A 13,172-nucleotide genomic window follows, 5' to 3' on the forward strand; every position below is an offset into this window, starting at 1 on the left:
ATAAGTTATGACTCTACATTATTTCCCGAGTATTCTTCTTTTAAATCATCTAATAAATTTAGATCATTTTTGGCTTTTTTAGTCCACTCCTGTATTTTTTTTGTTTCACCAAGTTGAGAATAACATTTAATGATTCCGCTATAAATAACAGCTTTACGAGAATACCCTTGTTCCAAAGCTTTTACAAAACATTTTATAGCCTTATCAAAATCTTTCAGTTTTTCGTGTGCCAGCCCTAAGTTATAGTGTGCACTATTTTCATTTGGATTTAACTCTAATGTCTGGTTCCAATCTTCAATAGCTTTGTTCAAATTTTCATCGATTTTAGGGTTAATCTGATAATAAGAAAACCCACGATCAAAGTACGTCGTGCTTAAATTAGAAGAGATTTCCCAATTATTATTGATTTCTATTGCTTGAGAATAATCCTCAATAGCTAATTCATAATTTTCATTTTTGCTATGACATAAACCTCGTTCAGAAAATGCTGCAGAATAATCATTATTTTTCTCAATAGCCTTAGAATAATATTCTATAGCAAGCTCATAATTCTGCAATTGAGACTGACCAAGTCCTCTATTATACCAACTATTGGCATTGTCTAAATTGGGGTCAGAAAGAATTTTTTCATTAATTGCTTTTACATCTTCATTGGTTAAATTTAACCCACTTTGTAAATACGATAATGCTGTAAAAGAAGAATCTGATAGCGGAAATTCATCTCTTAAAATAGCTTTTAGATTTTTCTCATACTCTATGATACCATTATTATATTCTTGTAGTTTCCAAATTTTATCATCAATGATTTTTTTAGCTTCAGCTTCTGTAAGTCCCATTTTTCTGCCGGTAAGCGTTAATCCATTAATCAAAGTAGTTACCGCATTTCCTTTGGGATTTGAGATTAAAGAAAAGGCAGAATCCACTTCAGAAGCAAACCTTACACCTGGTGAGCCATAAATAATAACCGGTTTAAGATGCTCCTCTAAATTTCCATCAAATTGAATTGCAATACATCCTAAATTAAATGCTTTTTTAAGGCTTTCTGTGGACAGATCAGGATTCAATGCTGTATAAAATCCAGATGAAAAATTAATAGCTGCATCATCAGATATTTCGCTTTTGGTACCTATTACTATCGGAATAAATTGAGCAATTGCTTTTGATTGTCTTTCTGCATAACAAGTATTTACTATTACACATTTAACATAATCCGTAACCAAATTAAACAAGGACGCTAATGCCTCCGGAGGTATCGTTTTGGATTTACCATATTCATCTTCAAAGCAGAGTTCACCCTCAGAAGAACCATGTCCTGAAAAATGTACAATTTGTGGTTTATAGTTCATGATTTCGTTCATTACATCATTTGGCTTAGTTGCCAGATGATCTTTTATCTCAAAATGAACGTTGGCTGATAACTTATCTCTAACTGATTGTAGTTCTTTTCCTAAATGCAATCTTGATTCATTGCTAGGATCAGATGCTAGAAATAAAATTCTTAAATTTTGTTTTTCTATTAGATTTTCCATGGTACTGTTTTTTTGTTAATAATAGTTCATGAAAAAAGGGGGTAATTTAATTTCTATATCATAATAATTGTTCAAGTTATGTATTACTATCAAGGGCTTTCTTGAAGAACATCCGTATCAATGGTTCTTTTTTCAATTTCTTTATCAAAATGAAGAAAGTCCCATTTCTTTATATTTCCATTACTATCACCAGATATAATATATTTTCCATCTAAAGAAAAAGTAGCAGCGGTGACAATACTATTATGCCTTATCAGGCTTGGGATTTGTTCGAATTTGTCATTCTTAAACTTATATATCTGTACAGTTTTATCATTACTAGCGGTCAGTAACATACTATTATCATAAAATTCTACATCCTCTATATCACCAGTATGAAAAGTAAGCTCGGCTATTTTTTTGAAATGATTAGATTGATCGATCTTCCATACTAGTGCCTTGTTATCCCAACTTCCGGAGACCATGTATTCACCATTTTTAGAAAAGTCTATATCCGTTACTTTATCTGTATGTCCGGCTATAGTATCTATAACTTTATTGTTCTTATAAATATAAATTTGATTATCATCACTAGCTATAGCTATAATTTTTCTTATAGTATTATACTTGATTACATTTACACCTGTAATAATATCAGTATTGTCCAGAACCATATTACCTCTCTGAGTGATGTTTAGAGAATTAACAGCTGCAGGTTTTTGCTCAACTAAAGGTATTTCTTGATTGACAATACTATCATCAGATTCACTCAAGTCATTTGTCAAGATTTTTGTATTTATATTATTCTTTTTTCCATAAGAAATCAATACTTCATTAAGTTCCTTAAACTGAATTTCCGCAATTTCTCCATCCATTTTATTAGATGCAACGGCTACAGGTTTTATAATCCATACTTTAATGGTTTGATCTTCTCCACTAGTAATAATATAATCTTTATCGATAAACGAAACATTACGTATAGCATCAGTATGCCCTATAAACTCCTTTAAAACAGTATTGTCAGAGCACCATAAACTAGCAGTTTTATCATAACAACCAATAAGTATTTGTCCATCCAGCACATCTATAGCGCTTATTCCTTCATCGCTTTTATAATCCAGATTACGAAAGTTATTTAGATTGGAGTCATACCACTTGACGCCATTACTGAAACCTAATAATATTGAATTGTTCTTTAATATTTCAAAAGAATAGATGTAATCATTTTCAACATTTTTTCCTTGAAAGATATTGCTAATAGTATCCGTACTTTTAAATAAGTTATTATCCCCATGTAGTACTAGATAGTTATCCCTATTACCGGGAAAGCTTTTTATTGTTCTAATGTCATTTTCAAACTCCTTAAGTTTGGTTATTGAATTCTTCTTACCTGAATTGGCTAAATAATCTAAATTTACCTGGAGAACTTCATTATCTGCGCCAATAAGGAATTTATAATTATTTTGATGTTCTATATCACTTATTCGATTTCCAAATACTGGTATTTCTCTATCTCCATGTATAGAGTCTAATACCACCGGATTTCCTTGATTATTTAATAGCTTTAATCTTATACTTTTTTCTGATGGTTCTTTGATAGCTATAAAAGTCATTAATTTTCCCTTATCATTTATAAAAGGTTCAAAAGCTACTACATTGTCTTTTTTAAAGATTTTTGCTCCTTGGTCGTTCTTATTTTTATAGACTAGAGAACGAGCAATTAATTTATTGTATGCTGTTAAAGCAAATAGATAAAGTGTAGAATCAGCTTTGTCGAGCTTGCGGGTTTTAGTTTTAATAATATGTCCTTCACCTAATAGAGAAATACTATTTAAGTAAAAAGGTGTTTTGATGTAATTTTTATAAAACTCGTTTTTAAAACTATTTATGATTCCAAAATTTCCAATACCAAGTTTCTTATAACTAAATAGTGAATCATTTTGTAAATATATACTTTCAGATTTCCTGATATGATTAAAAGAGCTTGTTTTATCTGCTTTATAATCTCTGAATGCATCACCTGTGCCTTTATAAATATCTTTAGATACTTCATTGATTAAAGCTTGCCGTTTCTGCAGTTTATTGGCTAAAGATAATTCATCTTTGGCCTCATTTACTCTTTGAAAATAGATTGCTAACGCAATTAAAGAAAGTAACATCAATACAGATATAACTCTAGAGTAATTAAAGTACTTCTTAATTTTTCTATTTTGTTTTTCTTTTTCTAATTCATCCTTTTTACTTTCTTCTATACTTTTAGTAAAAAAATCTGTTCTTTCTTTTAGCAGATCAACATCATCATGATAGATTATAAAATCTTTATTCTCATTCATTCTATTAATTTGTTGAGCTGTAAGAAAATCTCCGGCTTCTCCAGTATCTGCATATATATCAAATGAAGAATCAAAATCTTTTTTGATTAATGATCTAAAATCTTCTTCAATTCTAATATTACTAATAACTTTAGCTATAATATCATGACTAAGTTCTACATGTTCTGTACTTATATTTAGAATACCTTTTTGATGTAATTCGTCAATAATTTCTGATAAAGTGCTATTATATTCTTCATCATTAGTATTACCCCAAATATCAATTTGTATTTTATTAGATATTTTTTCACTGTCAATAACATACATTTGATCTTGTAATCGTATAGGAATCCTTTTTTTAAGATCATTTTTAGCTCTAAAATGTCTTAGAAATTTGATTACAGAATCATTATGTTCTTTTCTGTTATTAAGCATATTACTGGCATTGCGTAATATCTTATTATTAACTTCTCGAATATATTTTTCAAGTACATTTTCTATCGATCCAAACTCTCTAATTTCCTGTTCATTAAACTCTATTGGTGGGTAATCACCATAAGCTTCTTTAATATGCTTAGGAATATTATTTTTGTAGGTTTTATAAAGGTCTATCTTATATAATCGATCAAGATAAACCTGTAGAAAAGGTAAATGATAGCTAATTTCGGTATCTTCTTGGATCTTAATCTGATCTACAATAAGAGAAATTCTATTTCGCTTTTCTACATCAGACAATTCCGCTCTTTGGTTTACATCATTATGATCTTTATATTTATTGATATTAAATCGATCAAAAGATTTAGTTATAATCTCTTCTATAGTCTCTTTATCTGGGTGGGTAAGCCGTGTTTTTTTATAAAAAATATGTGGAATATAGGATTGTAACTGATCCAAATGTCCAAAATATTCCTCACGCAAAGAGATAATAATATTCAGGCATACTTTATGATCAAATATTAGCTTTAAGAACAATCCAAACTCATTAATTTCCTCCTGGCTTCCATAAACAAACAATTCTTCGAACTGGTCAAAAATAATGAGTGGTACATATGATAAGTTTTTATGTTTGTTTTTAAAATATGTTTCAATCTTTATACAGGATTCATTAACCTCTTGATTTTTTTTAATTAGTTGTTCTAAAAGATCATTTCTCTCTAGGATATAATCTTCTAGAACATTGTTGTTTTTATCAATAACTAACTGAGTATCATTAAGACTCTCTGATGATTGCTTTTTGTTTTTTGAATTATAGTTTCTTTGACTCTTCTTTAGTTTAACGATTTGATCCTCAACAGAAAGAGTCATCTCATCTATAGTTTCAATCCCTCTGGATATTTCTTTAAGCTCTTTTTGATGATTTAGAAAATCACTTAACAACTCGGATTGATCATCTATTACATTTTTGGTTTTATCTTCGCTAATAAATAGAGTTTTCTTAATAGAATCGATAAGGTTTTCATTTCTTCTGATACTAATAATAATATTATCCTTTAACCGCACTCTATTAAGTAAACCACAATAAATAAGACTGGTTTTACCCGATCCGGATGGTCCGTGAAGTACAACTAAAGAAGAATCTTTATATAACTGAAATAGTTTAAGTGTTTCTTTCCTTCTTCCAAAATAACTGTCCTTATCATCTTTTTGATAAGAATTTAGAAACTTAAAAGGTGAAGATATATTTGATTCTAACAGCATCATTGGTTTACGATATTATTTCCCATATAGTTTTAAAATGATCCAGGAGTTTTTTCTTACTTTCTATAAGTTTTATCGTTCCATTTCCATTTATGGATTGATTTTCTAATAAAATGGGGTTAAGAGGAACAGTTATTTTTTTGTTTTCTTCATCTAGATTATCAGAATCTACGGCTTCATAAATAAGCTTATTTCCGCTTACATGATATCGATCCAGGTAATATAATTTGATCTTATCCGCAGCGACAGATGCAGAATTTATATCCAGATAAAAAGGGGAGAGGTTTATTGCTCTGTTGTTGATTAATTGATCTTCTTTAATTTCTGTTTTATAGACATATACAGAATGTACATTGATATCTATCATAGTACTAGAATCCGTTACCGTAAATACTTCTCCGGTTTCAAAACCTTGTAGCAAAGGTCTGCTATCAATAGGGTAGAAAGATTTATTAATGAAGTATGAACGTTCGCTTTTATACTTAAATTGATAATAAAACACATCATAGATTGACTCTATCCCAAGGGTTCTAAGGAATCTGAATCTTTTCAAAAAGATTCTTAAATAAGACTCGGCCTTGATATATTGTTGTTTACTACTCTGATTTTGATCTGTATGTTCAAAGAAAAAATCAGACACATACTGAAAATCTTTTTGATTTTCTACAGCACATTCCTTCAATTCTTGCCAAAACGGATAGTTTTCAATGTACTTGTCAGGAATATTACTATATATAAGAGCTAAATCTTCAATGATTCTATCCTGATCATTAAGTTGCCAGCTGATTTTAAGGTTTTCTCTAAGTACAGTTTTTACTTCTGGACTAAGTTGAGATGAAAAATCAGGATGTTCTTTGGAAATTGACCAAATTATAGAATATGCAGAAAACTTAAGGAATTTTAAAAACTCATTAAGAATCTTACGGGTCGTTCTATAGCGTTCTTCTCCTAATTTCTGATATTTACTATTATTATCATTATCATAGTCAGAGAGTTTATACAAATGAATACATAAGAAATATGGATAATATTTATATAATTTGTCATCTAATTTTTCTTCTTTGATGATTTCCTGCTCTAATTTCTTAAAACCGCTATAAATAGGATATGCATCCGGGATTTGGTTATAAATAACCCTTTGATCAAAATCCTGAGCTTCTTTATTGATCTTGATAACATAATTATCCAATTTTTTATTAAGTTCTTCAAAAGCCATTGAACCTCTCTGGTTATCTTTTTCTTCAGGGTCTTTATAATATCCTTGCTGAAAACCAACCGCTTGCAGAAATACATTTTCTATAAGGTCGCTACTATTTATATTTTCCTCTTCATTTAACAATAAAGAATAAAAACGTTCAGAGAATGTTTTGGCAAAATGATCATATACTGGTGTTGTGGTTCCGATTACAATAGGAACATTATCCAAAGAATTAATGATCGCATCTGTAGAGCAACCATTGATAAAAACCATCTTTAGTTTAGGAGCATTATTAAGAATGTTGATCAACCCTTTATTATTAAAGACTTCATCGCTTAACTGAATCGTTCCACCTCCTTGATGACCGCTAAAATGGAATACAGTCATATCATTAGTAAGTTCTTTTACCTTATCTATAAAACCATCAACTCCTTTATTACTAATAATTTCTTTAGTAAATTGATCTTTATTGGATAATAATAATCCATCAATAGCAGAGTATTCATCTTCTAGATAACTCAAAGGGTTTTGATTATCATTTTCAAATATGCCTACAAAATATTCAGCTGCCATGATCTTTAAATTTGTACTAAAATTCTAATAACAAAGGATTTGCTTGATTTTCATCAAATACATAATGTGGTATTTGTACTTGACTTGATCCCAATCCTTCACTTTTTGCTGATCTAATATTATCCAACCATTGTCCTCTGGAAAACTTTCCTGTTTCTGGATCAATATTTAATTCTATACAAGTAAAAGCATAGGTCAGAGGAGTATCCCCCTGAAACTTAACTTCATTCTCAGTAACTTTTTCTACTTTAAGACTTGTGTCTATATTAGCAACATAGTTCTGAATTAGAGGAATATTAATAGCCGCTTCAGTATCATTACTGCTATATGTAGAAAGTGAGAAATCTGTACTTGTGAGCACATCTGTAATTAATGCTAGTTTTACATCTTTCTTACTGTTTATAATTTCTTCAATAAACATATTTTCAGGATCTCCCTTTATATCATCCTTGATCAAAACGTTACCAAATTCCAAAACATCAATATACTTCCTAACTACATTTCCGAAGGAAAAAGACATTTTTTTAGACCCTTTTACTGAAGCTCCAATCACAGCTGGATCCATTCCTAATGCTTTAATAAAATTGCCAAGAATATCAAACCCAATTTTAAAATCTATTTTTTTAGTTTTAGTATTTGAGATTTGAGATACAGGAGATGAATTTATGGTCAAAGAATGCTGAAAACCATCTTTGACCAGAAACTTAAACTCGCCAAGGTACTTCGGTTTTTCATCCCGAATCTCCAGCATACATAAGGGTTGTATCCTAGCTTCCGGAACTCTTAATGGATTAGCATCAAATAAATCTCTAATCTGATCAGTTATTTTGTTCTTGCAAATTCTCATAAGTATTTATATTCAAGTTGGTTTTTGTTTTTTTAATATTTGATATTATGTATTGAAGGTATCTGCTATTAAATTATCTTTTTTTTGATTTGGGTATAAAATATCTATAAAAGATTTTGTAATTCTATGATTAGTATACCAATTCCAATTATCAAGTAGTTTTTTACTTACTTGATTATACACAGGGTTTGGAAGCTTTAACGAAGTGGTATATACGCCCCATCTAGCTTCTTTTGGTGAGAATTCTGAAATTGGGCCGTGACCTCTTGTCACTCTTAATTCTGTTGTAATAGGGTGTTTTAAAGGGTCTTGAAGCATATCGGGGATGGATGCAGTAATATCTTCTACATTGTTTACAATAAACTTATAGTTAAGCCAATCATACTCCCAATTATAAATCTCTTTATAGGTATCAAAAGACCATCCTGCATATGCAGTGTTATAATGATCATAAAACAATATAGATTGTCCAGGTTTTAATTCTTTGGTTAAATTATCAAAAGGATCAGATGAGATACTGATATCTGAACTTAATAACAATACAGTCACAAAAATGTTTTCATTGGAAATGTTAGAGACTTTAACCTGATATTTTTGATAATATTCTCCTGTGGTAGTTTTTTGATCTTTACTGGAAACAGGAAGAGTATGTTCTTTATCAAAAATATTTACCCAGTTTTGATCCTCTAGACATATTTCAACTTTAATAGGTGGTTTCTGGAAACCTGAATCAGGATTTTCTAGTGTATTATAATAATTCCATTTAATCAAAGAACGTAATTGTCTAGACAGCATTTTATGTATTTGATCATCCTCAAGTTCTAACAGATCAATTTGCAAAGCCAAAGGTCTATAGGGATCATCAGCTAGACTTATATAAATGGTTTGATTAAAAATATTTACATAAAATGAAGCTTGATCTGCCGTAACTACTGAAATATTTGGAATACCACTAATGATGGGCTTTATTTTATCCTCTGTCTTTTTATCTTGATCCAAATTATGGATATAGACTTCTAATTCATTATAAATCAAATTACTAATTACCGAATATGAATTATTGTAATCCAAAGAGATATTTTGCTCCATGGGGTCCTGTATAAGAGCATATTCCAGATTAACTTCAAGTATTTTAGTAGTAAAAGAATTATTTTCGTCTACTTGTATCATAATTTCAAAGTCTTCTTTGATGCCAAACAGAAGTCCTTTATTATAAAACCAACCATTCTTATTATTAAAAACGATTTTACCCTGATCTATTTTATTCTGTTTAGGAAATAGATTCAACCACGAACTATAATGATCAATTGTACCATCTCCTTGAATGGTAATAACCGGGGTTTGTTTTTTTTGAGTTATATCTTTCAGGCTTATTCTTGCCCATTTTGTTATTTCCTGATAATTTATTTTGTTTTCTTTTGCCCTTAAAAGTTGCAACAGATATCTGGTAAAGACACCTCCTTTAGCATCTTCCCAAGAAGATTCTGATGATAAACAAGCAGAAATATTTACAGAATTCTTATAAGGTATTAGAGCAGCGACACTATTTGTTTTGAAGTCCTTTTCATTAATTTCCTTTGCAAAAATAAAATCTTCATAATCTCTGGCCGGAAATATAGTACTCATCCTTCTAGATCTGGATTCCCCTAGATCTTTATTTTTAAAAGACCTAACAATATCACCAGAATGACAACAATCAAAAACAGAGACTAAATGTGGATTACTTGGAAATCTGGAAAACAAATATCTTAACTCTTTGTCTGCTAATAAGAAGTCGGCATCATTATCCTGATCCTTATCATAACAAACCATACACTCGATTAAACCAGAATGTACATCGTTAAATAAACCCGAAGACTCCTCTAAAGTGCCATGACCACTATAATATAAAAATACTACATCATCATCATTTACTTCATGGTAGAAAGAATTTATAGATTGTATTATATTAGTTTTGGTAGCATCACCATCTATAAGTTTTTTAACAGAAAAAGAATCGTAATTATCCTGTATTGAATCAAGATAAGTTTCAATTTTATCTACATCATTAACACACTGCAGTAACGGATTACGCTCGTATTGATTAATTCCAATAAGTAATGCAAATAAGCCCATGATTGCGTGTACAAAATTGTTAATTAGAAATAACTACAATTAAGAAAACAAAGTAATATGAATTATTTATAAGTAAGCGGTTACAAATAAGTAATGTAGGGTATATAAATTTAACTTATTCCTAATTTAAAAACAAATAATCTAATCACTTCATATAGAATGCGTGTACAATTAAATCGAGTATGAAAATAAGATATCTTTTTTAATATTTACAAAGTAAACGCCCCAAATACTAAAGGGGGTTTTCCCCTCAAATATGGATAGCTATGATAATTATGCATTATAACGAGAAATATGCAATTTCATCGAAAAAAAATGATATGTTATTTTTATAATAAGTCATAAATCCCACGTTTTTTGATTATTTTTAACATATAAATAATAACACCTATTTCTATTATCATGAAAATAAGAAAACCAATAGTTGCGCTAGGAACATTTTTAGTATTTATGTCTTGTGCAACAAACCCATTTACAGGTAAACAAACGTTGGCATTGGTACCAAATTCTCAAATATTACCAATGGCTTTTCAACAATACAACCAATTTCTAGGAGAAAATAAAGTTGTAAAAGGAACTGCAGATGCTGAGATGATAACCAGGGTAGGGCAAAAAATCTCAAAAGCTTCAGAAAGATGGTTAAATGCCAATGGATATTCTGGATATCTTAAAGATTATAAGTGGGAGTATAACCTGGTAGATGATAAAACAGTGAATGCCTGGTGTATGCCAGGAGGCAAAATTGTCTTTTACACAGGAATTTTACCTATAGCCAAGGGAGAAACAGGAGTTGCTGCAATTATGGGTCACGAAGTTGCTCACGCATTGGCTAATCATGGTCAACAACGTATGAGTGCTGCTCAGCTGCAACAAGTTGCAGGAGTTGCTACATCTGTAGCAATACAAAATAAAAGCCAAGAAACTCAACAAATTATTGGTACAGCTTTTGGGTTAGGAAGTCAACTTGGAGTAATGCTTCCCTTTAGTAGAAGCCACGAAACTGAAGCAGACAGAATTGGATTACAATTAATGGCAATAGCGGGGTATAACCCCGATGAGGCTGCAGAATTATGGAAACGCATGAAAGCTAACAGTGGGGGAGAATCTCCACCAGAATTTATGAGTACACATCCTTCTAATGATACTCGAATTGCTAATCTTACTGCTTGGGCTCCAGCAGCAAAAGCTGAAGCTAGAAAATTTGGAGTAACCACCTTTAAATAATTGTAAACTTTTAGCAGTTAAAAAGATTATACCTATTTTAGAAGCTGTTCTGAAACTTTTCAGAACAGCTTTTTTAATTAAACTCTATTAAAAATTACGCATGCAACAACTTCCTAAAGGCCACAAAAAATTGCTAAATGCCTGGGCATTTTACGATTGGGCAAATTCTGTTTATAGTTTAACCATTGCTTCAGCCATATTTCCAATATTTTGGGGAGCACTAACCATAGTTAGAGATGAGCAAAATAATGATATAATTATAAGTGATACGGTACGATTTCTTGGTATTGACTTCAATAATGATTCACTAATTAGTTATGTAACAGCTTTAGCATTTCTTACTGTATCTATATTAAGTCCATTACTATCAGGTATAGCTGATTATGTTGGCAATAAGAAAAATTTTCTAAAGTTCTTTTGCTATTTAGGAGCTATCTCTTGTATTGGGTTGTATTGGTTTAATCTTGAAAACCTTTGGTTCGGACTATTATGTTACTATTCAGCATTAATAGGTTTTTGGGCAAGTTTGGTATTTTACAATTCCTACTTACCGGATATTGCTTTTCCTGAACAACAGGATGCTATAAGTGCCAAAGGGTATTCTCTTGGCTATATTGGAAGTGTAATTTTATTGATCATTAACCTAATTATGATTTTCTTCTATGACTCATTTGGTTTTAAAGATGAAGGAGTTCCAACTAGACTATCTTTTGTAATGGTAGGCGTCTGGTGGATCATTTTTAGTCAATATACGTATTATTATTTGCCTAAAGGAAGTAAAAAAGAGACTTTGACCAAGAGTGTGGTTTTTAATGGTTTTAAAGAACTAAAAATGATTTGGAATGCATTACGACACGATATAAAACTTCGCAGATATCTTTCTGCATTTTTTGTATATAGTATGGCTGTTCAAACTATTATGCTTATAGCTACCTATTTTGGAATTGAAGAATTAGACTGGGGAGATCAAAATGCAACTACCGGACTTATTATTAGTATCCTACTAATTCAATTGGTGGCAGTATTAGGAGCATATCTTACTTCTAAAGCTTCTTCAAAATTTGGTAATATACAAACTCTTATTACAATTAATTTTATTTGGATCGGGATATGTGTTTATGCTTATACGGTAACAACACCAATGCAGTTTTATGTAACAGCAGCTATTGTTGGATTAGTCATGGGGGGGATACAGGCACTTTCTAGATCTACATATTCTAAGCTTCTCCCAAAAGATGCTATAGATACTGCATCATATTTCAGTTTTTATGATGTTTCAGAAAAGATAGGTATTGTAATTGGGATGTTTTCATATGGATTAATTGCGCAGTTGACAGGAAGTATAAGATACTCAATTCTTTTCTTGATTCTATTCTTTGTAGTAGGGGTTATGCTTCTTTTTAGAGTTCCAAAGGGAGAGAAATAGCCATATATTGAAAGCCAAAAATGAATTACAAAACAATTCTGTAAGGACTGTTAATAGTTAGTTAATGTATCTTAATGTTAAAGTTTCTGACCAGGAACATTCATAAATTAGAGTAATATTATACTTTAAAACCTATAACATATTTGTCATACTTTTCTAGAATTCAAAAGCTTTAGAATATTTCATCTGGATTCTTTGTTTTTTATCTAATAATTACCAGTTTTTATTAGTTACAAAAGAGTAATTTTTTGAAATATAATAATATTTGAGA

Annotated in this window: 7 protein-coding genes; 2 read left to right on the plus strand and 5 right to left on the minus strand. The window is 30.3% G+C overall.

Going from position 1 to position 13,172, the window contains the following annotated elements; translation table 11 throughout:
- Positions 1-5: 5 nt before the first annotated feature.
- From J8M14_RS05220 to J8M14_RS05240, 5 genes are all read right to left on the minus strand, one after another.
- On the minus strand, positions 6-1,529 hold the full coding sequence (locus J8M14_RS05220) for a tetratricopeptide repeat protein (protein ID WP_211073522.1): 1,524 nt from the start codon (positions 1,527-1,529) through the stop codon (positions 6-8).
- Between the two features lie 89 nt (positions 1,530-1,618).
- Positions 1,619-5,521 (minus strand): AAA family ATPase, encoded by a 3,903-nt coding sequence (locus J8M14_RS05225; protein WP_211073523.1) that lies wholly within the window; start codon positions 5,519-5,521, stop codon positions 1,619-1,621.
- A 4-nt stretch (positions 5,522-5,525) separates the two neighbouring features.
- On the minus strand, positions 5,526-7,289 hold the full coding sequence (locus J8M14_RS05230; protein ID WP_211073524.1) for a hypothetical protein: 1,764 nt from the start codon (positions 7,287-7,289) through the stop codon (positions 5,526-5,528).
- Between the two features lie 16 nt (positions 7,290-7,305).
- Positions 7,306-8,136 (minus strand): hypothetical protein, encoded by an 831-nt coding sequence (locus tag J8M14_RS05235; RefSeq protein ID WP_211073525.1) that lies wholly within the window; start codon positions 8,134-8,136, stop codon positions 7,306-7,308.
- Positions 8,137-8,181: 45 nt separating this feature from the next.
- Positions 8,182-10,251, minus strand: coding sequence for a caspase family protein (locus tag J8M14_RS05240; protein ID WP_211073526.1), 2,070 nt, complete (start codon positions 10,249-10,251; stop codon positions 8,182-8,184).
- Positions 10,252-10,653: 402 nt separating this feature from the next.
- On the opposite strand from J8M14_RS05240, the gene J8M14_RS05245 reads away from it, so the two are divergent.
- Both J8M14_RS05245 and J8M14_RS05250 read left to right on the plus strand, forming a co-directional pair.
- A complete protein-coding gene (locus J8M14_RS05245; RefSeq protein ID WP_211073527.1) occupies positions 10,654-11,475 on the plus strand; it encodes a M48 family metallopeptidase in 822 nt (273 codons plus the stop codon).
- Positions 11,476-11,575: 100 nt separating this feature from the next.
- Complete coding sequence (locus J8M14_RS05250; protein ID WP_211073528.1) at positions 11,576-12,901, plus strand: MFS transporter; 1,326 nt, start codon at positions 11,576-11,578, stop codon at positions 12,899-12,901.
- Positions 12,902-13,172: the final 271 nt, after the last annotated feature.

Source organism: Aquimarina sp. MMG016 (assembly GCF_018100805.1).
Lineage (GTDB): Bacteria > Bacteroidota > Bacteroidia > Flavobacteriales > Flavobacteriaceae > Aquimarina.

Bases quoted from the DNA above. Each gene is read 5' to 3' on its own strand.
- J8M14_RS05220 (WP_211073522.1), bottom strand. From the start codon at position 1,529: ATGGAAAATCTAATAGAAAAACAAAATTTAAGAATTTTATTTCTAGCA.
- J8M14_RS05225 (WP_211073523.1), bottom strand. From the start codon at position 5,521: ATGATGCTGTTAGAATCAAATATATCTTCACCTTTTAAGTTTCTAAAT.
- J8M14_RS05230 (WP_211073524.1), bottom strand. From the start codon at position 7,289: ATGGCAGCTGAATATTTTGTAGGCATATTTGAAAATGATAATCAAAAC.
- J8M14_RS05235 (WP_211073525.1), bottom strand. From the start codon at position 8,136: ATGAGAATTTGCAAGAACAAAATAACTGATCAGATTAGAGATTTATTT.
- J8M14_RS05240 (WP_211073526.1), bottom strand. From the start codon at position 10,251: ATGGGCTTATTTGCATTACTTATTGGAATTAATCAATACGAGCGTAAT.
- J8M14_RS05245 (WP_211073527.1), top strand. From the start codon at position 10,654: ATGAAAATAAGAAAACCAATAGTTGCGCTAGGAACATTTTTAGTATTT.
- J8M14_RS05250 (WP_211073528.1), top strand. From the start codon at position 11,576: ATGCAACAACTTCCTAAAGGCCACAAAAAATTGCTAAATGCCTGGGCA.